This is a genomic window from Shewanella phaeophyticola, assembly GCF_025398315.1.
Taxonomy (GTDB): domain Bacteria; phylum Pseudomonadota; class Gammaproteobacteria; order Enterobacterales; family Shewanellaceae; genus Shewanella; species Shewanella phaeophyticola.
Genome location: NZ_JAODOQ010000001.1, coordinates 4056214 through 4080812 on the forward strand (window position 1 = coordinate 4056214; position 24599 = coordinate 4080812).

Below are 24599 nucleotides of genomic sequence, written 5' to 3' on the forward strand. Positions count from 1 at the left end.
CATTAAATAATAATTCGGAAAGCTGATTGCTTTGAGTCTCTACACACCACTTAAGTGCTCTATTCTAATACTAAGTTCGTATCAGTAAAACCCATCTGGGTTGTATGGTTAAGCCTCACGGGTCATTAGTACAAGTTAGCTCAACGCCTCACAACGCTTACACACCTTGCCTATCAACGTAGTAGTCTCCTACGGCTCTTTAGAGAGCTTAAAGCTCTAGGGATGACTCATCTTAGGGCTCGCTTCCCGCTTAGATGCTTTCAGCGGTTATCGATCCCGAACGTAGCTACCGGGCAATGCTATTGGCATAACAACCCGAACACCAGCGGTTCGTCCACTCCGGTCCTCTCGTACTAGGAGCAGCCCCCTTCAATCATCCAACGCCCACGGCAGATAGGGACACGAACTGTCTCACGACGTTCTGAACCCAGCTCGCGTACCACTTTAAATGGCGAACAGCCATACCCTTGGGACCGACTTCAGCCCCAGGATGTGATGAGCCGACATCGAGGTGCCAAACACCGCCGTCGATATGAACTCTTGGGCGGTATCAGCCTGTTATCCCCGGAGTACCTTTTATCCGTTGAGCGATGGCCTTCCATTCAGAACCACCGGATCACTATGACCTACTTTCGTACCTGCTCGACGTGTATGTCTCGCAGTTAAGCTGGCTTATGCCATTGCACTAACCGTACGATGTCCGACCGTACTTAGCCAACCTTCGTGCTCCTCCGTTACTCTTTGGGAGGAGACCGCCCCAGTCAAACTACCCACCAGGCACTGTCCCGAACCCCGATGAGGGGCCGCGGTTAGAACATCAAAACTACAAGGGTGGTATTTCAAGATTGACTCCACACAAACTAGCGTTCATGCTTCAAAGTCTCCCACCTATCCTACACATGTAGGTTCAATGTTCAGTGCCAAGCTATAGTAAAGGTTCACGGGGTCTTTCCGTCTAGCCGCGGGTATACGGCATCTTCACCGCAATTTCAACTTCACTGAGTCTCGGCTGGAGACAGCGTGGCCATCATTACGCCATTCGTGCAGGTCGGAACTTACCCGACAAGGAATTTCGCTACCTTAGGACCGTTATAGTTACGGCCGCCGTTTACCGGGGCTTCGATCATGAGCTTCTCCTTACGGATAACCCAATCAATTAACCTTCCGGCACCGGGCAGGCGTCATACCGTATACGTCATCTTGCGATTTTGCACAGTACTGTGTTTTTGATAAACAGTTGCAGCCACCTGGTATCTGCGACTCCCAACAGCTTAGAGAGCAAGTCTCATCACCGTCAGGAGCGTACCTTCTCCCGAAGTTACGGTACCATTTTGCCTAGTTCCTTCAGCCGAGTTCTCTCAAGCGCCTTGGTATTCTCTACCCGACCACCTGTGTCGGTTTGGGGTACGATTTCTACTAACCTGAAGCTTAGAAGATTTTCCTGGAAGCATGGCATCAACTACTTCATCACCTTAGTGACTCGTCATCAGCTCTCGGCCTTAAGATTTCCCGGATTTGCCTAAGAAATCAGCCTACCACCTTAAACGCGGACTACCAACGCCGCGCTAGCCTAGCCTTCTCCGTCTCTCCATCGCAGTTAGCAAAAGTACAGAAATATTAATCTGTTTCCCATCGATTACGCCTTTCGGCCTCACCTTAGGGGTCGACTCACCCTGCCCCGATTAACGTTGGACAGGAACCCTTGGTCTTTCGGCGAGGGAGTTTTTCACTCCCTTTATCGTTACTCATGTCAGCATTCGCACTTCTGATACGTCCAGTGTGGGTTACCCCTTCACCTTCAACCGCTTACAGAACGCTCCTCTACCGCGCATCTCTAATGAAATGCACCCGTAGCTTCGGTGGTATGTTTAGCCCCGTTACATCTTCCGCGCAGGCCGACTCGACTAGTGAGCTATTACGCTTTCTTTAAATGATGGCTGCTTCTAAGCCAACATCCTAGCTGTCTAAGCCTTCCCACATCGTTTCCCACTTAACATACACTTTGGGACCTTAGCTGACGGTCTGGGTTGTTTCCCTTTTGACGACGGACGTTAGCACCCGCCGTCTGTCTCCCGTATAGCACTCATTGGTATTCGGAGTTTGCAAAGGGTTGGTAAGTCGGGATGACCCCCTAGCCTTAACAGTGCTCTACCCCCAATGGTGTTCGTACGAGGCGCTACCTAAATAGCTTTCGAGGAGAACCAGATATCTCCCGGTTTGATTGGCCTTTCACCCCCAGCCACAAGTCATCCGCTCATTTTTCAACATAAGTCGGTTCGAGTCCTCCAGTTGATGTTACTCAACCTTCAACCTGCCCATGGCTAGATCACCGGGTTTCGGGTCTACACCTTGCAACTAAACGCGCAGTTAACACTCGGTTTCCCTACGGCTCCGCTATTCGCTTAACCTCGCTACAAAATGTAAGTCGCTGACCCATTATACAAAAGGTACGCAGTCACGGTCTCAAGAACCGCTCCCACTGCTTGTACGTATACGGTTTCAGGTTCTATTTCACTCCCCTCACAGGGGTTCTTTTCGCCTTTCCCTCACGGTACTGGTTCACTATCGGTCAGTCAGGAGTATTTAGCCTTGGAGGATGGTCCCCCCATATTCAAACAGGATGTCACGTGTCCCGCCTTACTCGTTTTCATCAATGGTTAGTTTTCGTGTACGGGGCTATCACCCTGTGCCGCTGTGCTTTCCAACACATTCCACTAACACCCCACTGACTTAAGGGCTAATCCCCGTTCGCTCGCCGCTACTAGGGGAATCTCGGTTGATTTCTTTTCCTCCGGGTACTTAGATGTTTCAGTTCCCCGGGTTTGCCTCTACACACTATGTATTCATGTGCAGATACTCACTTATGTGAGTGGGTTTCCCCATTCGGACATCGTTAGCTCAAATGCTTGTTACTAGCTCGCCAACGCTTTTCGCAAGTTACTACGTCCTTCATCGCCTCTGACTGCCAAGGCATCCACCGTATACGCTTGGTCACTTAACCATACAACCCAAATGAGTTTCACACCCTTGAATTAACAAGAGAAGAGCTCTGGGTCATATCATGACCAGCTGGTTTTTACTTGATAGTTCACATACGCTTTCGCGTTGCAAACTCGCCTTAGTTTTTAGAATATTCAAGACACTTAAACAGTGTTTTGAGAACTCAAGTGTTAATGCTTTCGCATTAACGTTTTTCGCACTAACCTAATCACACAAACAACAACGTATCGTCATTTATGCGCCTTTTAGTTAGTACTATCAGCTTTCCAAATTGTTAAAGAACAACACTTACCGGCAAGCGGTGTGTTTCACTCTCCTTCCGAAGAAGGTAACAAGTAATCTGTGTGAACACTCAAGCACATGGATGTGCTGTGTGCAATAAACGCACGGATGCAGTTTATTGTCACCAAGTATCGAGCTAGTCGTATAGGTAAGGAGGTGATCCAGCCCCAGGTTCCCCTAGGGCTACCTTGTTACGACTTCACCCCAGTCATGAACCACAAAGTGGTGAGCGTTCTCCCTAAGGTTAAACTACCCACTTCTTTTGCAGCCCACTCCCATGGTGTGACGGGCGGTGTGTACAAGGCCCAGGAACGTATTCACCGTAGCATTCTGATCTACGATTACTAGCGATTCCGACTTCATGGAGTCGAGTTGCAGACTCCAATCCGGACTACGACGTACTTTGTGAGATTAGCTCCACCTCGCGGCTTTGCAACCCTCTGTATACGCCATTGTAGCACGTGTGTAGCCCTACTCGTAAGAGCTATGATGACTTGACGTCGTCCCCACCTTCCTCCGGTTTATCACCGGCAGTCTCCCTAGAGTTCCCACCATTACGTGCTGGCAAATAAGGATAGGGGTTGCGCTCGTTGCGGGACTTAACCCAACATTTCACAACACGAGCTGACGACAGCCATGCAGCACCTGTCTTAGAGTTCCCGAAGGCACACCAGAATCTCTTCCGGCTTCTCTAGATGTCAAGAGTAGGTAAGGTTCTTCGCGTTGCATCGAATTAAACCACATGCTCCACCGCTTGTGCGGGCCCCCGTCAATTCATTTGAGTTTTAACCTTGCGGCCGTACTCCCCAGGCGGTCTACTTAATGCGTTAGCTTGAGAGCCCAGTGCTCAAGGCACCAAACTCCGAGTAGACATCGTTTACGGCGTGGACTACCAGGGTATCTAATCCTGTTTGCTCCCCACGCTTTCGTGCATGAGCGTCAGTCTTTGTCCAGGGGCCGCCTTCGCCACCGGTATTCCTCCAGATCTCTACGCATTTCACCGCTACACCTGGAATTCTACCCCCTCTACAAGACTCTAGTTCGCCAGTTCCAAATGCAATTCCCAGGTTGAGCCCGGGGATTTCACATCTGGCTTAACAAACCGCCTGCGCACGCTTTACGCCCAGTAATTCCGATTAACGCTCGAATCCTCCGTATTACCGCGGCTGCTGGCACGGAGTTAGCCGGTCCTTCTTCTGTAAGTAACGTCACAGCTAACGAGTATTAATCGTTAACCTTTCCTCCTTACTGAAAGTGCTTTACAACCCGAAGGCCTTCTTCACACACGCGGCATGGCTGCATCAGGGTTTCCCCCATTGTGCAATATTCCCCACTGCTGCCTCCCGTAGGAGTCTGGGCCGTGTCTCAGTCCCAGTGTGGCTGATCATCCTCTCAGAACAGCTAGGGATCGTCGCCTTGGTGAGCCATTACCTCACCAACTAGCTAATCCCACCTAGGTTCATCCAATCGCGAAAGGCCCCGAAGGTCCCTCCTTTCCCCCGTAGGGCGTATGCGGTATTAGCAGTCGTTTCCAACTGTTATCCCCCTCGACTGGGCAGATCCCTAGGCATTACTCACCCGTCCGCCGCTCGTCAGCAAAATAAGCAAGCTTACTTTCTGTTACCGCTCGACTTGCATGTGTTAGGCCTGCCGCCAGCGTTCAATCTGAGCCATGATCAAACTCTTCAATTAAAGTTTTTTTGAGACAAAGTCTCGGCTCAATGAATTCTGATTGCTTATCTCACCGAAGTGAAACAAGTCTTTTGTACATATTGCTATGAACATTCATCATTCTCACTTAGGAGAAAAACATTGAGTTTAAATTTTTTGATTGCCTACGCTCCGAAGAACAAGAAGACAATTTCGAATAACTCAACACCTGTGAATGCCCACACAGATTTCTTGTTTTGATTGTTAAAGAGCGTTGATGCCTTATTTCGTGCACCGCCGTTAGACGCTAGGTCGTTGGCTTGGGAGGCGTATTTTACGCTTTCCCATCTTCGCGTCAAGTGTTTTTTCAAACTTTCTTTTCGCTGTTGAATACAATGTTTTTAAGCACTTAATTCAACCTAACCTGGTGACTGCTTTCGCTGTCTGCCGTGTCAGTGGATGCGCATTATAGGCACAATGAGATTTAGTGCAACCCCTTTTTTAATAAAAAAAGATCGCTTGGCGATCTTTTCACCAAAAGCGATCCTTTTAGAGGTTTTTATCTACTTTATGCTGATTTATTGCGCTTTTTCGCTGTTTTTACTGAATTGCGCTAAAAACGAAATCGCATTTTCGTCATCCCAGTCTATGTATGTGCGTACATAGGCCACCAGCTCACCTTGTTCATTTAATATAAATGTTGCAGGAATAGTATCGAGTGGAAATACGTCACGCAGTTGTTGTTGCGGGTCAAAGTATGAATCAAATGCAGACAAACCTAGATCAGCTAAAAAAGGCTTCACTATTTTATCTGCGTCTGCATCTATTGAGATTGGTAATAAAACAAATTGCTCTGAATCTAGCGCTTGATTTAAACGATGTAGCGCAGGGAGTTCTCTTACACAAGGTGGACACCATGTTGCCCATAGGTTTATTACAACAACCTTACCTTTATAGTGTTCAAAATTTACCTGTTGTCCGCTTGCATCAGTAAAGTCGACCAAAGCTATTGGAAAAGGCTGTGGTAAAACACTTATCCTGTCGAGTGTTGATTGAGTGGCTTGCTTGGTTTGCGCCTGCATACCTGGATATGCACTCACCATATTTGCTACGCTTAATAGCAGTACATTTGATAGCAATATTGCTAGCCACTTTTTCATTGTTACTCCAAACAGTTATTTACTTAGCCTTGTTCTTATTCAGTAATGCGTCTAATTCAGCTTGTTGTTCTGCTGATAGCGATCCCGCTTCTGTGGGTTGAATACGCTGTTTACGCACAAAGATATATCCGATGAATAATCCGAATATTAATAACCCAAAGGATCCTAACCACAAAATGTAGGTTTTTGGGTCAAGCTTAGGCTTATACAATACAAAGTCACCGTAGCGGCTTGTCATAAAGTCGATAATTTCTTGCTCTGATTTACCATTATCAACCATCTTGTAGACTTCAAGACGTAAATCTTGTGCTACAGGAGAATTGGAATCGACTAAATTTTGGTTTTGACACTGGGGGCAACGTAATTGATGTGACAGTGACAATGCACGTTTTTGATTATCGGCTGATTTAAATTCGTAAGTATCTACTGGAGTTGCCATCACAGATACAGCAAAAAGTGCACTGGCAAAACAGAGTATCAATTTAGCTATCATGTTCATTAAGATGCTCCATCAGCTTTAGCTTCTGTTTGCAATTGTTGGATCATTGGATACAGAGTTTGAGACCATACGGTTTGGTCAATTGGATCTGCATAGCGATAACGAATAATGCCATTGTGATCAACAATAAATGTTTCTGGTGCACCGTATACACCGAGATCTAACCCTAAACGGCCATCTTTATCGAATATGTTGAGTGTGTATGGGTCGCCTTGGTTGCGAAGTTCTTTTATCGCCAATGCTCGTTCATCACGGTAATTGATACCATATATAGGTAACAGATTACGCTTGGAAAGCATCAGCAAATACGGATGTTCATATTTACATGCCGGACACCATGTCGCCCAAAAGTTAAGCATAGAGACTTTACCGCTGAGATCTTTCTCAGACAGTACATCTGTTTCCACTTCTAAACGCTCGAGTTGGAAAGCCGGTAAAGGCTTTCCTTCTAATGCTGAATCGAGCACTTTAGGATTTAAAAATAATCCTTTATATAAGAACACGCCCATACCTAAGAAAATAACTAAAGGTATAAACAGTACAAACTTCTTCATAGTGTCTCCGAGTGATTAAGCTGTCGCTAATTTTGCTTTTTCTGCTGCCTGCTGCTTAGCCACCTGTTTTACACGGTAACGTTTATCTGATGCAGCAAGGAAACCACCAACCATCATAAAGATTGATCCAAACCATAACCAACGTACGAACGGCTTGTAGTTAAGACGAACAGCAAACTCAGTTAAGCTAATTGGATCACCCATAGTGACATATAAGTCACGGAATAAACCCCAATCGATACCCGCTTCGGTCATGTCCATGGTGCGTACATTATATTGTCTGCGATCAGGTTTTAATAAAGTGATGAAGTCATCATCTTTGTAAATTTCTATCTGACCTTGTTGAGCAGTATAATTAGGACCAACTACGTTTTTGGTTTCTAAATACTTAAAGGTATAACCCGCTAACTCTTGTGAGATACCAGGTCCATACGCACACTCTTTTCGATTGAGTAATTAGAAACCATAGTGGCACCGAGTACTGACACAGCAATACCGAAGTGAGCAATCATCATACCTAATTGACTACGCCCCATTCTACTCAGGCTAATACCACCTTCTTTTTGGCTTACAATATTATAGCCAGCACGAAGTGTTGATAACATAATCCAAGAGGTTGCTGTGACACCTGCCATAACCCAAGCATTAAACTCGCCATCCGCAACAAACGGTACAATAGCACCAATAACTAACGAGATAATGGCTGGTATTAATAACTGACGCTTAATCTCACCCGCTTTAGATTTTTTCCAGCGAATGATAAGTAGCCAATACCCATAAAGCCAAATAACACAAGCACAATAGGAACGAATACTGCGTTAAAGTATGGAGGTCCTACTGAGATTTTCCCCATACCTAGCGCATCGATCAGTAGTGGATATAGTGTTCCTAGTAACACAGTACCTGCGGCTACGGTAAGAAGCACATTACAGATAAGCAGCATGGTTTCTTTTGATTTGAGTTCAAAGCGCGCAGGGCTACTCATTTCACTAGCTCGGAAGGCAAACAGTGTCAACGAACCACCGACCGCAAGACCTAGTAATAATAAGATAAACAAACCACGACTCGGGTCAGCAGCAAATGAATGCACTGATGTGAGTACGCCAGAACGAACAATAAAGGTACCTAGCAGACTTAATGAGAAGGCAAAGATTGAAAGTAGTACTGTCCAGTTACGGAATGCACCACGCTTTTCAGTCACGATAAGTGAATGCAATAACGCGGTACCGACTAGCCATGGCATAAATGAAGCATTTTCTACTGGATCCCAAAACCACCAGCCACCCCAGCCTAATTCGTAATATGCCCACCAAGAACCCAGTGAAATACCACCGGTTAAGAAAATCCAAGCAGCGAGTGTCCATGGGCGACTCCAGCGTGCCCATGCAGAGTCAAGTCTGCCACTCATTAACGCAGCAATCGCAAAGGCAAAACAAACAGAGAAGCCTACATAGCCCAAATACAGCATTGGAGGATGAAAGATAAGCCCAACATCTTGCAACATTGGATTTAAATCTCGCCCTTCCATTGGTACCGGAAATAACCGTTCAAATGGGCTAGACGTTAAAATCATGAATAAGGTAAAGCCGACAACAATCATCGCAAGTACGGATAACACCCTTGCGGTAAAGACTTCTTCTAAGCCCTTACTAAATATAGCCACGGACATTGCCCAGACAGATAGAGCAAATACCCAAAACAATAATGACCCTTCATGGCCACCCCAAACGGCTGCAATTTTGAAGAAAATTGGCAGTTGTGAGTTTGAGTGATGCGCTACGTATGCGACGGAGAAGTCATCGGTAGCAAAGCTATAGCCTAAGGTGATAACAGATAGACTGATGAAAAAAACATTCCGTAAGTCAGTGGCCAGGCATAACGAACAAGATACTGGTCTTTACGTGCGGAACCAAATAAAGGCACGCTAGCTAACAGTAAGGCAAAAGCCAAACCGAGAATTAGCGAGAAATGTCCAAGTTCTGGAATCATGGGTATTCCTTAGTCTAAATAATTAAGCGGATCTGAAACAAACAAACCACGGCACGATCAATAAAAGCATTGAAACTAATATACGCACATTAGCTTAAACGAATTTTAATGCATTTTAGAACTTGCTATTACATCTGTCTGCCCTTTTCGTACAAAACTGGGTTACTAGTCTCATTATGAACATCTAATACATCAAAATGATTACCTAGGTTCGGCATCTGACACAAGAACGAATATAAAGTTTCATACTATTTAACAAACACATTCAATCTGTGAACCAGTACGCAACTCTCAGGATTTAGATTCATATCTTCCTTATATTACTATTCAATTAATAATCTTTCCGTATAATCAACGTTCCAAGCACTGCGGTAAACACCGCTTCTTCTGTTAACCTAAAAGTGAATATTTAAACAATGACCACATTTTGGATTTTTATTGCGCTTGTCGTACTCATCGGCCTAATCATGATTTGGGCCCTCACTTTCGCCAACAACAGCTATTAAAAGCAGAAGAAGCTGGCGTTCGTAAACAAACTAACCTCGAGCTTTTTGGTGAACGGTTAGCAATACTCGAAAAAGAGTTGCAAGATGAGTTACTTGATCAAGCTGAGTTTGATGCGCTTAAGAAAGAATTAGAAATCAACCTTCTGCAAGATATGAAGCAAGAGGGTGATGACTCACTAGATGCAGCAATTAAGCCTAAAAGCGCTTTATGGCCTGCATTTATGACCATCTGCTTGTTAGCCATTTCAGGTTACTTCTACCAGCAACTGGGTGCGTACAATGAAATAGCCAACCCGCCACAAGCGAATAATCCACATCAAGGTATGGACCCAGCACAAATCATGTCACAACGTGTACAGATGATGGAAGCTCAAGTTCAGGCTGAACCAGAAAATAGTCAAGCTTGGTTTAGTTTAGGCCATGCATATATCTCTGCAAATAAATATGATCAAGCGGCCGCCGTCTTCGATAAAGTAATGGAGTTAGTCGGTACGCATGCAGAATTACTCGACTCTAAAGCGACTGCGCTATATTATAAAGCCGGCCAAAAAATCACACCTGAAATTCAAGCTCTCATTGACCAGTCATTGTCATTAGATCCACAAGACCCGTCTACATTGCTGTTAGTCGGTATGGATGCATTTTTTACGGCTGACTACACTAAAGCTATTGATGCTTGGCAAATGATTTTAGACAGCGACCGCAATGATGTTGACCGTACCGCGTTAATGAATGCCATTGGGTCAGCTAAAATGCGTATGGGTGATAGCAGCGACGCCATGCCTAATGATGCTAACCATAAAAGTATGGCGACAGCGACAACCAATGCCAACACCCTTGCTATTGAAGTGACCATATCCAATGAACTTGCCGACAAAGTCAGTGACTCTGATGTCGTATTTATCTTTGCTCGTGCAACTCAAGATCCTAAAGTGCCATTAGCTGCGACTAAAATTAGCGCTGCAAACCTCCCAGCAACAATTACTTTAGATGACAGCACTTCAATGGGCGGCGACATGAAACTCAGCTCAGTAAAAGAAGTGGAAGTGATTGCGGTTCTATCTAAAAATGGCAGTGTAAAACCACAAACGGGTGATCTGAAGGGCAGTATTGAAGCAATTGCGGTTGGTAGCAACGCCACGCTAACATTAGATACATTGGTGCAATAAACACCAACCTATCATTGCCATACATATGGTATGGCAATGTATAAATCAGTAACAAACTCGCATAAAAAAACCGGCTATTAAGCCGGTTTTTGGTTTAGTCGAAAAATTACTTAGACATAAACTCGATAGCGTTTTTGTAATCTTCGTCAGTACAATCTGTACACATACCACCTGGTGGCATTGCATTTAAACCAGACTTAACTGAACCAACTAAGGTATCTAAACCTTTAGCTAGACGTGGTTCCCAAGCAGCAGCATCATGAACTTTAGGCGCACCGGCCACTCCCATGCTGTGACATACTTGACACGCTTTATTGTAAATAGCTTCACCTTCTTGAGCAAACACATTCGCAGACAAAGTTAATGCAGCTACTGCAGTCATTGCTAACAATTTTTTCATGTTCAACGTTCCTAATTGCAAATATACAAAGCTTAACGCTGCCCTTTGATTTAGAAGGCAGACTCTTTTTAGCACGACTAGGTTACTACAAATAGCAAAAAAACTCATCTTTTTGTGATAACTATCTCAGCTTAGTCCCTAAATCAAGACAATTTGTTCAGTTCAGGTAATATATTAGTAATCATTAAAAAAGTTCAAACAATTTTAAGTTTTTTGGAACCATATCAAATTGCTAGCACTTAGTCAGTGACAAAGCTAAACCGATAAATTCGTTTGTGTTAATATCTTTTTCGTATTCATCCTCACGCGTAGAACAAGAGGGATAAGTGACCATAACAAACCCATCACAAGTGCTGTTAAGTGCTAATGAACTAACCTGTATTCGCGAAGAGCGTATTCTATTTGATGAGCTCAGCTTTAATATTAATGCTGGTGATATTGTACAAATTGAAGGTCCCAACGGCGCAGGTAAAACCAGTTTACTACGCATTATCGCCGGTCTGTCTCGCCCCTATGCTGGTGAAGTCGAATACCTCGGAGAAAATATCACTCGCTGTCGCGACGAATTTAACAACGATTTACTCTACTTTGGACATCTTGCAGGGGTAAAGAGTGAACTAACTGCAGAAGAAAATCTTAACTTCAATTTAAGAATCAGTGGCTATGATGACTTTGATACAACAGAGTTGTTGGCCAAAGTTAACTTAACTGGATTTGAAGAAGCTCTCGCGGGACATTTATCAGCAGGCCAACATCGACGCACAGCGCTAGCAAGATTGCAGCATACTAATTGTAAAATATGGATTTTAGATGAACCATTTACTGCTATTGATAAAAAAGGTGTTGAAGAGCTAGAGCACTTATTTATAGCACACGCTAAGTCTGGTGGTTGCGTGATCTTAACGACGCACCAGGATATGAGCATCATCAATAACGATATATTACGAAAAGTCACTCTTGACTACCGCTTTGTATAAGGTATTTGAATGAAACGAGGAATAAGCTACACCGCAGCATTCATGACGCTTTTGCAACGAGATTTAAGAATTGCGATTCGTCATCGTGGTGATATTTTCAACCCATTGTTGTTTTTTATATTAGTTGTCACTCTGTTCCCATTAGGTATAGAGCCTGAGCCACAAGTACTAACGAGAGTTGCCCCTGGGATTATTTGGGTCGCGGCACTATTAGCCTCGATGTTGTCACTAGAACGATTATTTAAAGCAGATTTTAGTGACGGTACGCTAGAGCAGATGTTACTAAGTCCACAACCTTTATCGTTATTGGTTTTAGCAAAAGTATTAGCGCATTGGATTTTAACCGGCGTACCACTTATTTTGGTTGCTCCATTATTAGCGGTATTGCTACATTTAGATGGCAATAGTTATGGTGCGCTAATGGCTACACTGGCATTAGGCACACCCGTTTTGTCGCTACTGGGCGCTATTGGGGTCGCATTAACAGTTGGATTAAGAAAAGGTGGCGTGTTACTCAGCTTGCTGATTTTACCTTTGTATATACCTGTATTGATTTTTGCTACCAGCGCAATTGACGCTGCCGGTTTGAATTTAGCTTATGATGGTCAACTTGCAATACTAGCGGCAATGTTGGTCGGTTCTTTAATCTTGGCACCTTTTGCTATTGGCGCCTCCCTACGTGTGAGTACAAACTAATGTGGAAATGGCTACATTCTTACGCAGACCCAGAACGGGCATATAAATTATCGGGCACTTTATTGCCATGGTTTTCCGTATTAGCAATATTACTTGTTGGTACAGGCAGTATTTGGGGGTTGTTATTTGCTCCAACAGATTACCAACAAGGTGACAGTTATCGTATTATCTTTATCCATGTACCTGCAGCATCGATGTCTATGGCAGCCTATATGGGCATGGCAGTCGCTTCATTTATTGGTTTAGTGTGGCAAATTAAATCTGCTGACTGTAGCTGCTGCAGCAATTGCCCCTATTGGAGCTGTCATTACCTTTATAGCATTACTCACGGGTGCTGCATGGGGTAAACCTATGTGGGGAACATGGTGGGTATGGGATGCACGCTTAACATCTGAACTTGTATTGCTGTTTTTATATTTAGGGGTTATTTCTCTATACGCCTCATTTGAAGACAAAGTCTTGGCCGCCAGAGCCGCAGGCATTTTGGCCATTGTTGGTGTCATAAATATTCCAATTATCAAGTATTCGGTAGATTGGTGGAGTAGCTTACATCAACCTTCTACAATCAAAATCACCGAAAAATCAACCATGTCTACAGATATGCTTTATCCATTACTGATTAATATTTTCGGCTTTGGCATGATGATAGGTGCCATCACTTTAGTCCGCTATCGTGCAGAGATATTGGCGCGTAATGGCATGCGCCCATGGGTAAGAGAACTCGCAAAAGCTGAGGAGGCAAAATAATGCAATTTGAATCGTTTGCTGAATTTATTAACATGGGTGGCTACGGATTTTATGTATGGTTATCGTATGGTGTAACCTTTGGTTGTTTAGCCACTTTAATTACTCTAAGTGTTAGAAAGAAACGTAAAGTACTTATTGAAATAGCTAAAAAGATGACGCGTGAACAACGCCTTAAAGAAAATAGAGGTACAAAATCGTGAATCCAAGACGTAAAAAGAGACTAACATTAGCAGTCGCACTAATTGCGGGTGTAGCAGCAGTGGCGTCACTATTACTGTATGCACTTAATTCAAACTTAAACTTATTCTATACGCCATACGAAATTGTACATGGTAAAGCGGATACAGGTGTAAAACCCGAAGTAGGTCAGCGTATACGTGTAGGTGGTATGGTGACAATGGGCTCAATGAAACGCGACCCTGACAGCCTCCATGTTGAATTTGCGGTACACGACTCTGCTGGCGGTGAAGTCATTGTTACTTTTGATGACTTATTACCAGACCTTTTCCGTGAAGGACAGGGCATCGTAGCACAAGGCGTATTAGTTGAATCGGGTAAGCTTGAGGCAACAGAAGTATTAGCAAAGCATGATGAAAACTATATGCCGCCTGAAGTCGCTGAAGCGATGGACCAAAAGCATGAAAAACCGGAGTATACCGATAAACAGGCTGAAGGTTATAAATATCAATAGACGAAGTTAATTGATCTAGATATTTAGAATTAATAATGCCAATCTTATGATTGGCATTATTTTATTAAATTTATCTGCCTATCTGCCTATCTGCCTATCTGCCTATCTGCCTATCTGCCTATCTGCCTATCTGCCTATCTGCCTATCTGCCTATCTGCCTATCTGCCTATCTGCCTATCTGCCTATCTGCCTATCTGCCTATCTGCCTATCTGCCTATCTGCCTATCTGCCTATCTGCCTATCTGCCTATCTGCCTATCTGCCTATCTGCCTATCTGCCTATCTGCCTATCTGCCTATCTGCCTATCTGCCTATCTGCCTATCAAGAAATTCAAACAGAAACGACTAGTAGAAGCAATAAAATAGGCAATAATTATAAAATAGAGGGATGAAGTGATAGTAAATCATCAAAACGGAAGCTTTGTCTTTAATCCACTCAACCAGATGAACCATAATTTGTTCCACATTTAACGATGATTTTGATGATTGAGTTTTAGGAACGCTTCGTAGCTACAGCATAAAAACACCATCTCAGTCATGTGTAGCAATAACATTGATGATTACAGCTTCATAAGTAATGAATAAACTTGGATTTAGGTCAGGAAAAAATCTTTATAGTAAAAATAGGAACGACACAATATATAAATGACGTTAGCAGAATGAAATTTAACTAACGTGGTGAATAAAATGGTAGACATAAAAAAACCGAGCCTAAACTCGGTTTTTATTTGAGTAATTAAAAATTACTCTGCAGCTTCAACTTCAACAGCTTCAGCAGCTTCAGGGCGACCTACTAACTCGATGAAAGCCATTGGGGCTTTATCACCGGTACGTAAACCACACTTAAGAATACGAGTGTAACCACCAGGACGTTCCTGGAAGCGTGGACCCAATTCAGTAAATAACTTACCTACGACTTCAGCGTCGCGAGTACGAGCGAAAGCTAAACGGCGATTTGCAACGCTGTCAACTTTAGCAAGTGTTATTAGAGGTTCAACTACGCGACGCAGTTCTTTCGCTTTAACAACAGTTGTCTTGATAATCTCATGACGAACTATTGAACATGCCATGTTACGAAACATAGCTTGACGATGACTGCTGTTGCGGTTTAGTTGACGACCACTCTTACGATGGCGCATGACCTAATCCTTATAACCTAAATCTGTACTAACCTGAGACTTATAGGTCGTCTGCTAAACTAGCCGGTGGCCAGTTTTCAAGACGCATACCTAACGACAGTCCGCGAGACGCTAAAACATCCTTAATTTCAGTAAGAGATTTCTTACCTAAGTTAGGGGTCTTAAGCAGCTCAACTTCAGTGCGTTGTACCAGATCTCCGATGTAATGAATCGCTTCGGCTTTTAAACAGTTAGCCGAACGTACAGTTAGCTCTAAATCGTCGACAGGACGCAGCAAAATCGGATCGAATTCCGGTTTCTCTTCTACGACAGCCTGCTCAGTAACATCACGTAGTTCAACAAACGCATCTAGCTGTTCAGCTAAAATTGTTGCAGAACGACGAATTGCTTCCTCAGGATCAATAGTACCGTTAGTGGTCATATCAATCACAAGTTTATCTAAGTCAGTGCGCTGTTCTACACGAGCGGCTTCAACATTATAAGCAATGCGGGCAACAGGTGAAAAAGAAGCATCAACCAACAAACGACCGATTGGGCGATCATCGTCTTCGGTTTGTGCACGAGCCGAAGCAGGCACATAACCACGACCACGCTCAACGCGGATACGCATGCTGATATCATTATTACCAGTCAAGTGACAGATAACATGATCAGGATTCATAATGGTAACATCACCATCATGCGTGATATCTGCTGCTGTAACAGAGCCTGTGCCGGACTTGCTTAATGTAAGCAAAGCCTCGTCTTTACCCTCGATTGTCACTGCTAATCCCTTAAGATTAAGCAATATCTCAAGGATATCTTCTTGTACGCCTTCCTTACTGCTGTACTCATGCAGTACGCCGTCTATTTCGACTTCAGTAACTGCACAGCCTGGCATAGACGACAATAGGATGCGACGCAACGCGTTACCTAAGGTATGGCCAAAACCACGTTCGAGTGGCTCTAGTGTAACTTTGGCGCGAGTTGAATTAACCTGCTCAATATCAACGAGACGCGGTTTAAGAAATTCTGTAACAGAACCCTGCATTGTGTCCTCTCTTGTTTGTTAGCTTTACTTAGAGTAAAGCTCGACGATCAGCTGTTCGTTAATATCCGCAGACAAATCGCTACGTTCTGGAATACGCTTGAAAGCACCTTCCATTTTCGCACTGTCGACTTCTACCCATGTAGGCTTTTCGCGTTGACCAGCCACTTCTAAAGCCGCTTTAATACGAGCTTGAGTGCGTGACTTTTCACGGATGCTTACAACATCATTCGCAGACACTTTGAATGACGGAATGTTAACAACACGACCGTTAACCATAACAGATTTATGGCTTACTAGCTGACGTGATTCTGCACGTGTTGCACCGAAACCCATACGATAAACAACGTTATCTAGGCGGATTTCTAAAAGTTGTAATAGGTTTTCACCAGTATTACCTTTTAGACGTGCAGCTTCTTTGTAGTAGTTACGGAATTGTTTTTCTAAAACACCGTAAATACGACGAACTTTTTGTTTCTCGCGTAATTGTAAACCGTACTCAGATAAACGTGGCTTACGAGCGCCATGTTGACCTGGTGCAGCTTCAAGCTTACACTTCGAATCGATTGCTCTCACACCGCTTTTTAGGAAAAGGTCTGTACCTTCTCTGCGGCTGAGCTTGAGCTTAGGACCCAAGTATCTTGCCATGATCTTTCTCCAACTATCCTATATACGCAGCGTTATACACGACGTTTTTTAGGTGGACGACAGCCATTATGAGGGATAGGCGTCACATCGGTAATGTTGGTAATTTTATAACCAACAGCGTTCAGCGCACGAATGGCTGATTCACGACCTGACATCAATCCCTTCACGAAAACTTCAAGGTTTTTAACACCGTAGTCTTGAGCAGCAATACCTGCACGCTCAGCAGCAACCTGTGCAGCGAATGGCGTTGATTTACGTGAACCACGGAAACCAGAACCACCTGAGGTAGCCCATGACAACGCATTACCTTGACGATCTGTAATGGTGACAATTGTGTTGTTGAAAGACGCATGGATATGAGCCATGCCATCTGCAACCTGTTTACGTACGCGCTTACGCGGAGAACGTGACGGAACTTTAGCCATTTTGGTTTACCTTCCCGTTACTTTCTGATTGGTTTACGTGGACCTTTACGCGTACGCGCATTGGTCTTAGTACGTTGCCCACGAAGAGGCAGGCTACGACGATGGCGGAGACCACGATAACAACCAAGATTCATAAGACGCTTGATGTTCATTGAAATCTCACGACGCAAGTCACCTTCTACGGTGTATTTGGCGACTTCTTCGCGTAGGATATCTATTTGAGCTTCGCTCAATTCCTTGATCTTAGCGTCTTCAGCAATTGACGTAGATGCGCAGATTGCTCTAGCGCGTGTACGACCAATACCAAAGATTGCAGTCAATGCAATGACTGTATGCTTTTGATCAGGAATGTTAATGCCAGCGATACGAGCTACTATGCACTCCTTAAAGTTAAAGGCCATCTGCGAAAAGCCCGAAAGGATACTCGACAGACGACAGATTTGCAAACAATATTTTTGGTCAGCCCATTATTGAGCTGACCAAACTTCTTTCTTAGCCTTGACGCTGTTTGTGTTTTGGTTCAACACAGATAACGCGCACAACGCCACTACGCTTGACGATCTTGCAATTACGGCAGATCTTCTTCACGGAAGCTCGAACTTTCATTTCATCACTCCGTCAAAGTAATCTTATTTTCCAAAGCGATCTAAATTCGCTTTGTTAACAAGATTAGCTTTCTTCATCACAGACTCATACTGATGAGACATCATATGGGTCTGAACCTGAGCCATGAAGTCCATGATTACGACTACAATAATTAGTAGTGAAGTACCGCCAAAATAGAACTGTACTTTCCACGCAATTAACATGAACTCCGGAATTAAGCAGATAAAGGTAATGTATAACGCACCCGCTAAGGTTAAACGTGTCATTACTTTATCAATGTAACGCGAAGTCTGTTCTCCGGGACGGATCCCAGGAATGAATGCACCACTCTTTTTCAAATTATCTGCTGTTTCGCGTGGGTTGAAAACCAACGCAGTATAGAAGAAGCAGAAAAAGATGATTGCTGTCGCGTACAATAATGAATACAGCGGTTGTCCTGGTGACACAGCTAAGGCGAAATCGCTTAACCATGACATAGACTCATTTTGACCAAACCACTGAGCCAGTGTGCCTGGGAACAAAATAATGCTGGATGCAAAAATTGGTGGAATCACACCTGCCATGTTCACTTTTAACGGTAAGTGGGTGCTTTGCGCTGCGAAAACCTTACGGCCTTGCTGACGCTTAGCGTAGTTAACGACGATACGACGTTGACCACGTTCCACAAATACCACTAAATAAGTTACTGCAAATACGATAACCGCGAGCAACAGTAGTACCAATACATTCATGTCACCTTGACGCGCCTGCTCGGCTGTAGAGCCGATGGCCGATGGTAAACCAGCAACAATACCTGCGAAAATTAATATCGAGATACCATTACCTATACCACGTTCGGTAATTTGCTCACCTAGCCACATTAGGAACATTGTTCCAGTCACTAAGCTGACAACAGCAACAAAGTAGAATCCAAACCCAGGATTGGCCACAAGACCAGGCATGAGATTAGGTAAACCCGTTGCGATACCGATAGACTGCAATGTACCCAACACGAGTGTGCCGTATCTTGTATATTGACTAATCTTTTTACGTCCTGACTCGCCTTCTTTTTTCAATTCAGCAAGTGCAGGATGCACAACAGTCAATAATTGCATGATAATCGATGCCGAAATATACGGCATGATACCTAATGCAAAGATAGAAGCACGCTCTAAAGCACCACCCGAGAACATGTTAAACATGCCCAGGATGGTATCTTTTTGCTGGGCAAATAGTTCTGCCAATACAGCTGCGTCAATACCAGGAATTGGTACAAACGAACCGGCTCTAAAGACGATAATTGCACCAATCACGAACAGGAGACGAGTTTTCAGTTCAGATAAACCGCCTTTCGCGCTTTTTAAATCAAGTCCTGGTTTTGCCATCGACGTATTATTCCTCGATCTTGCCACCGGCAGCTTCAATAGCTGCACGAGCACCTTTGGTTACCTTCAGACCTTTTACAGTCACTGGGCGGTCAATGGTACCTGAAAGAACGATTTTCGCAAACTGGATGTTGCGAGTAATAACGTTCGCATCTTTCAGTGCATTCAAATCGACAACATCACCGTTAACTTTTGCTAGTTCGAGTACACGAACTTCAGCTGTTACCAAAGCGCGACGCGAGGTAAAACCAAACTTAGGTAGACGGATCTTAAGTGGCATTTGACCACCTTCGAAGCCGACGCGAACGCCGCCGCCTGAACGAGACTTCTGACCTTTATGGCCACGACCCGCTGTCTTACCTAAACCTGAACCAATACCACGGCCTACACGCTTAGGAGCAGATTTAGAACCTGCTGCTGGAGATAGAGTATTTAGACGCATTATCTTATTCCTCCACCGAAACCATGTAGTACACCTTATTGATCATACCACGTACAGAAGGAGTATCTTCTACTTCTACAGTGTGACCAATACGACGCAGACCTAAACCGGTTAGGGTAGCACGGTGTTTTGGTAAACGACCGATGCTGCTTTTAGTCTGTGTTACTTTTAAAGTTTTAGTAGCCATGGTGCATTACCCCCGAATTTCATCAACATTCAGGCCACGTTTTGCTGCGATTTGAGCTGGTGACTTCATGTGCACCAACGCATCGACAGTTGCGCGAACGATGTTGATCGGGTTAGTAGAACCGTATGCTTTTGACAGAACGTTATGAACGCCTGCAACTTCTAATACGGCACGCATTGCGCCACCGGCAATAATACCGGTACCCTCTGATGCTGGTTGCATATAAACTTTAGAACCAGTATGGCGACCTTTAACAGGGTGATGCAGAGTACCTGCATTCAACTCCACGGTTACCATATTACGACGGGCTTTTTCCATTGCTTTTTGAATAGCAGCTGGAACTTCACGCGCTTTACCATAGCCATAGCCAATCTTACCGTTACCATCACCCACTACTGTTAGTGCTGTGAAGCTAAAGATACGACCGCCCTTAACTACTTTAGAAACACGATTAACTGCAATTAATTTTTCTTGCAGATCGTCTTTTTGCTGAGCTTCTAATTTAGCCATTTATAACCCCTTAGAATTTCAGGCCAGCTTCACGAGCGGCATCTGCTAAAGCAGCTACACGACCGTGATACTTGAATCCAGAACGGTCGAACGCAACAACAGCTACGCCCTTCTCGATCGCACGCTCAGCAACAGTTTTACCCACTGCTTTAGCCGCATCTACGTTTCCGGTACTCTTTAGTTGCTCTTTAACTGTTTTTTCAACAGTCGACGCAGCAGCTAACACCTTAAATTCAGGACTGATCACCTGAGCATAGATGTGACGCGGTGTACGATGTACAACCAGACGATTCACGCCTAGCTCTTGGATCTTCTTACGTGCACGCAACGCGCGACGTAAGCGAGATGTTTTCTTATCCATATCGCGTTACCTACTTCTTCTTAGCCTCTTTACGGCGTACAACTTCGTCGTCATAGCGAACACCTTTGCCTTTATAAGGCTCTGGTGGACGGTAACCACGAATGTTGGCTGCTGTCTGACCTACTAACTGCTTATCAACGCCGGTTAGGACGATTTCAGTTTGGCTAGGACATTCTGCAGAAACGCCTGCGGGTAGTTTGTGTACTAACGGATGTGAGAAACCTAATGTTAAGTCTAAGTCACTACCAGCAATCTTTGCACGGTAACCTACACCAACTAATTTAAGTTTTTTCACAAAACCTTGAGAAACACCAAACACCATGTTGTTTACTAATGCACGTGCAGTACCAGCCTGTGCCCAAGCGTCAACAACGCCATCAACAGGTAGGAACTTGATTTGTGCATCTTCAATAACAACATTAACCGCTTTGTTGATTACTCGAGTCAGACTTCCTTTACCGCCTTTAACGGTCAAAGTCTGTTCGTTTTTAGTCACCTCTACGCCAGCAGGGATAGTGACTGGTGCCTTTGCAACACGAGACATTACTAACTCCTTACGCTACGTAGCAGATAACCTCACCACCCGTGCCAAATTGGCGGGCGGCACGATCAGTCATCAAGCCTTTAGAAGTGGACACAATTGCGATACCCAGACCGCCCATAACCTTTGGTAATTCGTCTTTACCTTTGTAAATACGAAGACCAGGACGGCTTACGCGCTGGATAGTCTCAACGACTGGTTTGCCTTGGAAATACTTTAATGTAATTTCTAATTCAGGCTTAGCTTCATCTGCTACGGCGTAGTCAGTAATGAAACCTTCATCTTTAAGTAATTTCGCGATTGCTACTTTTAACTTAGCTGAAGGCATCTTTACGAGATACGTGGTTAGCAGCTTGGCCGTTACGAATACGGGTTAACATATCCGCAATAGGATCTTGCATGCTCATATTAGCTTACTCCGTGACAAGTGCTTACCAGCTGGCCTTACGTAGACCAGGAACTTCACCGCGCATAGTTGCTTCACGTAATTTAATACGGCTTAAGCCGAATTTACGTAAAACGCCATGTGGGCGACCAGTTTGATTACAGCGATTGCGTTGACGCGATGCGCTTGAATCACGTGGTAGTGCTTGCAACTTAAGTACAGCATCCCAACGATCTTCTTCAGAAGTCTCTGGATTGCTGATAATAGCCTTAAGTGCTAGACGCTTTTCAGCATACTTAGCTACGAGCTGTGCACGTTTTGCTTCACGTGCTTTCATAGATGTTTTAGCCATTATGCTACCCTTATTTCTTAAATGGGAAGTTAAAAGCGGTCAACAAAGCACGACCTTCTTCGTCATTCTTCGCAGTAGTAGTGATAACAATATCCATACCACGAATCTTATCGATTTTATCATAATCGATCTCTGGGAAGATGATCTGCTCTTTCACACCCATTGCGTAATTACCACGGCCGTCAAACGCTTTAGCGCTTAAGCCACGGAAGTCACGAATACGTGGAATTGCAATGTCAACTAGACGCTCTAAAAATTCCCACATACGCTCACCGCGTAGGGTCACTTTACAGCCAATAGGGTAGCCTTCACGGATTTTAAAACCAGCAACTGATTTACGAGCTACAGTTACAACTGGTTTTTGACCAGCGATTGCAGTCATGTCACGAAGCGCATGCTCCATAACTTTCTTATCTGCAACAGCTTCGCCTACACCCATGTTTAGGGTGATTTTTTCAATCCGAGGGACTTGCATGACACTGCTATAACCGAACTTTTTAGCTAGTTCAGCGACTACAGTCTCTTGATATTTATCATGCAGTTTCGCCATCGTTTACTCCAAATTACTTAACGAGTTCGCTGTTCGATTTAAAGAAACGGACTTTTTGGCCGTCTTCAAATCGGAAACCAACACGATCTGCCTTGCCTGTGGCTTGGTTAAAGATCGCAACGTTTGATGCTTGAATCGGTGCTTCTTTCTCGATAACGCCGCCAGTCACGCCCAATTGTGGGTTTGGCTTCTGGTGCTTTTTAACAAGATTGATGCCTTCAACAATTAATTTACCAGTAGGTAGAACTTGAGAAACCTTACCGCGTTTACCCTTGTCTTTACCTGCTAATACTACTACTTCGTCTTCACGACGGATTTTAGCTGCCATTTGAAGCTCCTTACAGTACTTCTGGTGCCAGCGAGACAATTTTCATGAATTTATCATTACGCAATTCACGTGTCACTGGGCTAAAGATACGAGTACCAATCGGTGCAAGGTTTGCGTTAAGCAATACCGCTGCATTCCGATCGAAGCGAATGACAGAACCGTCTGGACGACGTACGCCTTTCTTAGTACGGACTACCACCGCGTTATATACATCACCTTTCTTCGCTTTAGCGCGAGGAATTGCTTCTTTAACAGAAACTTTGATGATGTCGCCGATACCGGCATAACGACGATGAGAGCCACCCAAGACCTTAATACACTGAACTCTGCGTGCGCCGCTGTTACATGCGACGTCTAGAGTCGATTGCATTTGGATCATTTCAAGTGCTCCGCTATCGTTACTACACAATCCCACTATGGGAGTATATTTGAACCAAATTTAAGCAATAATTTACTCAAAAATGGCGCGCAAGTATAACACCACATTTTGCGAATGCATAGCAAAAAAAACAAACGGCCTCAAATTCTGGAGCCGTTTACGTTATCCTAATGAATATTAGGCTTTTGTTACTACTTCAGCTAGGGTCCAAGACTTAGTCTTAGATAAAGGACGACACTGACTAATAGTCACGATGTCACCTTCATTACACTGATTAGTTTCGTCATGTGCATGGATCTTAGTTGTACGCTTAATGTACTTCCCATAAATTGGGTGTTTCACTTGGCGTTCAATAGCAACAGTAATAGATTTTTCCATTTTGTTGCTAATAACTTTACCTTGCAAAGTACGGATTTTATCAGACATTACGCACCTGCCTTAGAAGTAATAATGGTCTTAACACGTGCAATGTTACGACGCACTAGTTTCAATTGATTCGTTTGAGTCAACTGACCAGTAGCGTGTTGCATACGCAGGTTAAACTGCTCACGCAGCAGACCAAGTAGTTCAGCGTTCAATTCCTCAACGCTTTTTTCTCTTAGTTCGCTCGCTTTCATTACATCACCGTCTTAGTTACGAAGGTAGTCTTTAAAGGAAGCTTGGCAGCAGCTAGAGCAAAGGCTTCACGAGCCAACGCTTCAGGTACACCATTCATCTCATAAAGAACCTTACCAGGTTGAATCTGACATACCCAGTATTCAACGTTACCTTTACCTTTACCCATACGCACTTCAAGAGGCTTAGAGGTAATTGGCTTGTCAGGGAAAACTCGAATCCAAATTTGTCCTTGACGTTTAATATGACGTGTCATGGCACGACGTGCAGATTCAATTTGACGAGCAGTTAAACGGCCGCGGCCGACTGCTTTCAAACCGAAAGTACCAAAGCTAACTTCAGTACCGTTCGCTAGACCGCGGTTGCGGCTTGTGAACATCTTGCGAAACTTCATACGTTTAGGTTGCAGCATTAAAGTTTC

Annotated in this window: 28 protein-coding genes, 2 rRNA genes and 4 pseudogenes; 7 read left to right on the plus strand and 27 right to left on the minus strand. The window is 44.1% G+C overall.

The features are described 5' to 3' along the window. Window positions 1-104: 104 nt before the first annotated feature. From N4T56_RS18755 to N4T56_RS18780, 6 genes and pseudogenes are all read right to left on the minus strand, one after another. Window positions 105-3001, minus strand: a 23S ribosomal RNA gene (locus N4T56_RS18755). A gap of 430 nt (window positions 3002-3431) precedes the next feature. Next, window positions 3432-4974: ribosomal RNA gene (locus N4T56_RS18760) — 16S ribosomal RNA — on the minus strand. Together the 16S and 23S rRNA genes form the textbook arrangement of a ribosomal RNA operon. A gap of 536 nt (window positions 4975-5510) precedes the next feature. Next, window positions 5511-6092 (minus strand): TlpA disulfide reductase family protein, encoded by a 582-nt coding sequence (locus tag N4T56_RS18765; RefSeq protein WP_261734276.1) that lies wholly within the window; start codon window positions 6090-6092, stop codon window positions 5511-5513. A 19-nt stretch (window positions 6093-6111) separates the two neighbouring features. After that, the gene (gene nrfF, locus N4T56_RS18770) at window positions 6112-6591 is read right to left on the minus strand and encodes a heme lyase NrfEFG subunit NrfF (RefSeq protein WP_390904087.1); all 480 of its coding nucleotides are present in this window, start codon (window positions 6589-6591) and stop codon (window positions 6112-6114) included. Then, window positions 6591-7145 carry a DsbE family thiol:disulfide interchange protein gene (locus N4T56_RS18775; protein ID WP_261734277.1) on the minus strand — a complete coding sequence of 185 codons (555 nt, stop codon included), beginning with the start codon at window positions 7143-7145 and terminating at the stop codon, window positions 6591-6593. The genes nrfF and N4T56_RS18775 overlap by 1 nt, the downstream gene beginning before the upstream one ends. Window positions 7146-7160: 15 nt before the next feature. Then, window positions 7161-9134: pseudogene (locus tag N4T56_RS18780) on the minus strand (heme lyase CcmF/NrfE family subunit). Window positions 9135-9550: 416 nt separating this feature from the next. Here N4T56_RS18780 and ccmI point away from each other — a divergent pair. Beyond that, window positions 9551-10809 (plus strand): annotated as a pseudogene (ccmI, locus tag N4T56_RS18785) (c-type cytochrome biogenesis protein CcmI). A gap of 106 nt (window positions 10810-10915) precedes the next feature. Here ccmI and N4T56_RS18790 read toward each other — a convergent pair. Further along, window positions 10916-11209 (minus strand): c-type cytochrome, encoded by a 294-nt coding sequence (locus N4T56_RS18790; RefSeq protein ID WP_188923284.1) that lies wholly within the window; start codon window positions 11207-11209, stop codon window positions 10916-10918. 326 nt (window positions 11210-11535) lie between these two features. On the opposite strand from N4T56_RS18790, the gene ccmA reads away from it, so the two are divergent. The 6 genes and pseudogenes from ccmA to N4T56_RS18820 all read left to right on the plus strand — a co-directional run bounded on the left by ccmA (window position 11536) and on the right by N4T56_RS18820 (window position 14711). Then, window positions 11536-12186, plus strand: coding sequence for a cytochrome c biogenesis heme-transporting ATPase CcmA (gene ccmA, locus N4T56_RS18795; protein WP_390904088.1), 651 nt, complete (start codon window positions 11536-11538; stop codon window positions 12184-12186). Between the two features lie 9 nt (window positions 12187-12195). Continuing rightward, window positions 12196-12882, plus strand: a complete 687-nt coding sequence (gene ccmB, locus N4T56_RS18800; protein WP_261734278.1) for a heme exporter protein CcmB — start codon at window positions 12196-12198, stop codon at window positions 12880-12882. After that, window positions 12882-13629: pseudogene (locus tag N4T56_RS18805) on the plus strand (heme ABC transporter permease). The gene ccmB and the pseudogene N4T56_RS18805 overlap by 1 nt, the downstream one beginning before the upstream one ends. Continuing rightward, a complete protein-coding gene (gene ccmD / locus N4T56_RS18810; RefSeq protein WP_188923287.1) occupies window positions 13629-13829 on the plus strand; it encodes a heme exporter protein CcmD in 201 nt (66 codons plus the stop codon). The pseudogene N4T56_RS18805 and the gene ccmD overlap by 1 nt, the downstream one beginning before the upstream one ends. Then, window positions 13826-14320 carry a cytochrome c maturation protein CcmE gene (gene ccmE / locus N4T56_RS18815; RefSeq protein WP_261734279.1) on the plus strand — a complete coding sequence of 165 codons (495 nt, stop codon included), beginning with the start codon at window positions 13826-13828 and terminating at the stop codon, window positions 14318-14320. Before ccmD ends, ccmE begins: the two co-directional genes overlap by 4 nt. Before the next feature lie 46 nt (window positions 14321-14366). Next, window positions 14367-14711, plus strand: coding sequence for a hypothetical protein (locus N4T56_RS18820; protein ID WP_261734280.1), 345 nt, complete (start codon window positions 14367-14369; stop codon window positions 14709-14711). Between the two features lie 351 nt (window positions 14712-15062). Here the strand turns inward: N4T56_RS18820 and rplQ are convergent, their stop codons facing one another. The 20 genes and pseudogenes from rplQ to rplP form a co-directional block, all read right to left on the minus strand. Continuing rightward, on the minus strand, window positions 15063-15458 hold the full coding sequence (gene rplQ / locus N4T56_RS18825; RefSeq protein ID WP_188922970.1) for a 50S ribosomal protein L17: 396 nt from the start codon (window positions 15456-15458) through the stop codon (window positions 15063-15065). A gap of 40 nt (window positions 15459-15498) precedes the next feature. Further along, complete coding sequence (locus N4T56_RS18830) at window positions 15499-16488, minus strand: DNA-directed RNA polymerase subunit alpha (RefSeq protein ID WP_261734281.1); 990 nt, start codon at window positions 16486-16488, stop codon at window positions 15499-15501. A gap of 24 nt (window positions 16489-16512) precedes the next feature. Then, entirely contained in the window at window positions 16513-17133 is a 621-nt protein-coding gene (gene rpsD / locus N4T56_RS18835) for a 30S ribosomal protein S4 (protein WP_188922980.1), read from the minus strand. A 32-nt stretch (window positions 17134-17165) separates the two neighbouring features. Further along, window positions 17166-17558: a 30S ribosomal protein S11 gene (gene rpsK, locus N4T56_RS18840; RefSeq protein ID WP_261734282.1), complete on the minus strand. Its 393-nt coding sequence runs from the start codon at window positions 17556-17558 to the stop codon at window positions 17166-17168. A 17-nt stretch (window positions 17559-17575) separates the two neighbouring features. Beyond that, window positions 17576-17959 carry a 30S ribosomal protein S13 gene (rpsM, locus tag N4T56_RS18845; RefSeq protein ID WP_261734283.1) on the minus strand — a complete coding sequence of 128 codons (384 nt, stop codon included), beginning with the start codon at window positions 17957-17959 and terminating at the stop codon, window positions 17576-17578. Between the two features lie 91 nt (window positions 17960-18050). Then, the gene (gene rpmJ / locus N4T56_RS18850; RefSeq protein ID WP_006083579.1) at window positions 18051-18164 is read right to left on the minus strand and encodes a 50S ribosomal protein L36; all 114 of its coding nucleotides are present in this window, start codon (window positions 18162-18164) and stop codon (window positions 18051-18053) included. A 23-nt stretch (window positions 18165-18187) separates the two neighbouring features. Next, on the minus strand, window positions 18188-19528 hold the full coding sequence (gene secY / locus N4T56_RS18855; protein ID WP_188922982.1) for a preprotein translocase subunit SecY: 1341 nt from the start codon (window positions 19526-19528) through the stop codon (window positions 18188-18190). Window positions 19529-19535: 7 nt separating this feature from the next. Further along, window positions 19536-19970: a 50S ribosomal protein L15 gene (rplO, locus tag N4T56_RS18860; protein WP_124017684.1), complete on the minus strand. Its 435-nt coding sequence runs from the start codon at window positions 19968-19970 to the stop codon at window positions 19536-19538. A gap of 4 nt (window positions 19971-19974) precedes the next feature. Beyond that, window positions 19975-20157 (minus strand): 50S ribosomal protein L30, encoded by a 183-nt coding sequence (rpmD, locus tag N4T56_RS18865; RefSeq protein ID WP_137224586.1) that lies wholly within the window; start codon window positions 20155-20157, stop codon window positions 19975-19977. Between the two features lie 6 nt (window positions 20158-20163). Beyond that, complete coding sequence (gene rpsE, locus N4T56_RS18870) at window positions 20164-20667, minus strand: 30S ribosomal protein S5 (RefSeq protein ID WP_137224583.1); 504 nt, start codon at window positions 20665-20667, stop codon at window positions 20164-20166. A 10-nt stretch (window positions 20668-20677) separates the two neighbouring features. Further along, a complete protein-coding gene (gene rplR / locus N4T56_RS18875) occupies window positions 20678-21028 on the minus strand; it encodes a 50S ribosomal protein L18 (protein ID WP_188740696.1) in 351 nt (116 codons plus the stop codon). Between the two features lie 10 nt (window positions 21029-21038). After that, window positions 21039-21572, minus strand: a complete 534-nt coding sequence (rplF, locus tag N4T56_RS18880) for a 50S ribosomal protein L6 (RefSeq protein WP_261734284.1) — start codon at window positions 21570-21572, stop codon at window positions 21039-21041. A 10-nt stretch (window positions 21573-21582) separates the two neighbouring features. Continuing rightward, window positions 21583-21976 (minus strand): annotated as a pseudogene (gene rpsH, locus N4T56_RS18885) (30S ribosomal protein S8). A 24-nt stretch (window positions 21977-22000) separates the two neighbouring features. Further along, window positions 22001-22306: a 30S ribosomal protein S14 gene (gene rpsN, locus N4T56_RS18890; RefSeq protein WP_188922994.1), complete on the minus strand. Its 306-nt coding sequence runs from the start codon at window positions 22304-22306 to the stop codon at window positions 22001-22003. 10 nt (window positions 22307-22316) lie between these two features. After that, on the minus strand, window positions 22317-22856 hold the full coding sequence (gene rplE / locus N4T56_RS18895; RefSeq protein ID WP_160056431.1) for a 50S ribosomal protein L5: 540 nt from the start codon (window positions 22854-22856) through the stop codon (window positions 22317-22319). Window positions 22857-22869: 13 nt separating this feature from the next. Continuing rightward, a complete protein-coding gene (rplX, locus tag N4T56_RS18900) occupies window positions 22870-23184 on the minus strand; it encodes a 50S ribosomal protein L24 (RefSeq protein WP_188922995.1) in 315 nt (104 codons plus the stop codon). 10 nt (window positions 23185-23194) lie between these two features. After that, window positions 23195-23563, minus strand: coding sequence for a 50S ribosomal protein L14 (rplN, locus tag N4T56_RS18905; RefSeq protein WP_261734285.1), 369 nt, complete (start codon window positions 23561-23563; stop codon window positions 23195-23197). A gap of 177 nt (window positions 23564-23740) precedes the next feature. Beyond that, window positions 23741-23989 (minus strand): 30S ribosomal protein S17, encoded by a 249-nt coding sequence (gene rpsQ / locus N4T56_RS18910; protein WP_188922997.1) that lies wholly within the window; start codon window positions 23987-23989, stop codon window positions 23741-23743. Continuing rightward, window positions 23989-24180: a 50S ribosomal protein L29 gene (rpmC, locus tag N4T56_RS18915; RefSeq protein ID WP_006083592.1), complete on the minus strand. Its 192-nt coding sequence runs from the start codon at window positions 24178-24180 to the stop codon at window positions 23989-23991. Before rpmC ends, rpsQ begins: the two co-directional genes overlap by 1 nt. Continuing rightward, entirely contained in the window at window positions 24180-24590 is a 411-nt protein-coding gene (gene rplP / locus N4T56_RS18920; protein WP_261734286.1) for a 50S ribosomal protein L16, read from the minus strand. The genes rpmC and rplP overlap by 1 nt, the downstream gene beginning before the upstream one ends. Window positions 24591-24599: the final 9 nt, after the last annotated feature.

Coding starts and splice junctions, on each gene's coding strand:
- N4T56_RS18820 (WP_261734280.1), top strand. CDS start 14,367: ATGATTGGCATTATTTTATTAAATTTATCTGCCTATCTGCCTATCTGC.
- rpmD (WP_137224586.1), bottom strand. CDS start 20,157: ATGGCTACTAAAACTTTAAAAGTAACACAGACTAAAAGCAGCATCGGT.
- rpsN (WP_188922994.1), bottom strand. CDS start 22,306: ATGGCTAAAACATCTATGAAAGCACGTGAAGCAAAACGTGCACAGCTC.
- rpmJ (WP_006083579.1), bottom strand. CDS start 18,164: ATGAAAGTTCGAGCTTCCGTGAAGAAGATCTGCCGTAATTGCAAGATC.
- rplE (WP_160056431.1), bottom strand. CDS start 22,856: ATGGCGAAACTGCATGATAAATATCAAGAGACTGTAGTCGCTGAACTA.
- rplR (WP_188740696.1), bottom strand. CDS start 21,028: ATGGATAAGAAAACATCTCGCTTACGTCGCGCGTTGCGTGCACGTAAG.
- ccmD (WP_188923287.1), top strand. CDS start 13,629: ATGCAATTTGAATCGTTTGCTGAATTTATTAACATGGGTGGCTACGGA.
- nrfF (WP_390904087.1), bottom strand. CDS start 6,591: ATGAACATGATAGCTAAATTGATACTCTGTTTTGCCAGTGCACTTTTT.
- rpsM (WP_261734283.1), bottom strand. CDS start 17,959: ATGGCCTTTAACTTTAAGGAGTGCATAGTAGCTCGTATCGCTGGCATT.
- N4T56_RS18830 (WP_261734281.1), bottom strand. CDS start 16,488: ATGCAGGGTTCTGTTACAGAATTTCTTAAACCGCGTCTCGTTGATATT.
- rpsQ (WP_188922997.1), bottom strand. CDS start 23,989: ATGTCTGATAAAATCCGTACTTTGCAAGGTAAAGTTATTAGCAACAAA.
- rplQ (WP_188922970.1), bottom strand. CDS start 15,458: ATGCGCCATCGTAAGAGTGGTCGTCAACTAAACCGCAACAGCAGTCAT.
- secY (WP_188922982.1), bottom strand. CDS start 19,528: ATGGCAAAACCAGGACTTGATTTAAAAAGCGCGAAAGGCGGTTTATCT.
- rpsD (WP_188922980.1), bottom strand. CDS start 17,133: ATGGCAAGATACTTGGGTCCTAAGCTCAAGCTCAGCCGCAGAGAAGGT.
- N4T56_RS18790 (WP_188923284.1), bottom strand. CDS start 11,209: ATGAAAAAATTGTTAGCAATGACTGCAGTAGCTGCATTAACTTTGTCT.
- rpmC (WP_006083592.1), bottom strand. CDS start 24,180: ATGAAAGCGAGCGAACTAAGAGAAAAAAGCGTTGAGGAATTGAACGCT.
- N4T56_RS18775 (WP_261734277.1), bottom strand. CDS start 7,145: ATGAAGAAGTTTGTACTGTTTATACCTTTAGTTATTTTCTTAGGTATG.
- rplX (WP_188922995.1), bottom strand. CDS start 23,184: ATGGCAGCTAAAATCCGTCGTGAAGACGAAGTAGTAGTATTAGCAGGT.
- rplP (WP_261734286.1), bottom strand. CDS start 24,590: ATGCTGCAACCTAAACGTATGAAGTTTCGCAAGATGTTCACAAGCCGC.
- rpsK (WP_261734282.1), bottom strand. CDS start 17,558: ATGGCTAAAGTTCCGTCACGTTCTCCGCGTAAGCGCGTACGTAAACAG.
- ccmB (WP_261734278.1), top strand. CDS start 12,196: ATGAAACGAGGAATAAGCTACACCGCAGCATTCATGACGCTTTTGCAA.
- rpsE (WP_137224583.1), bottom strand. CDS start 20,667: ATGGCTAAATTAGAAGCTCAGCAAAAAGACGATCTGCAAGAAAAATTA.
- rplO (WP_124017684.1), bottom strand. CDS start 19,970: ATGCGTCTAAATACTCTATCTCCAGCAGCAGGTTCTAAATCTGCTCCT.
- N4T56_RS18765 (WP_261734276.1), bottom strand. CDS start 6,092: ATGAAAAAGTGGCTAGCAATATTGCTATCAAATGTACTGCTATTAAGC.
- rplN (WP_261734285.1), bottom strand. CDS start 23,563: ATGATCCAAATGCAATCGACTCTAGACGTCGCATGTAACAGCGGCGCA.
- rplF (WP_261734284.1), bottom strand. CDS start 21,572: ATGTCTCGTGTTGCAAAGGCACCAGTCACTATCCCTGCTGGCGTAGAG.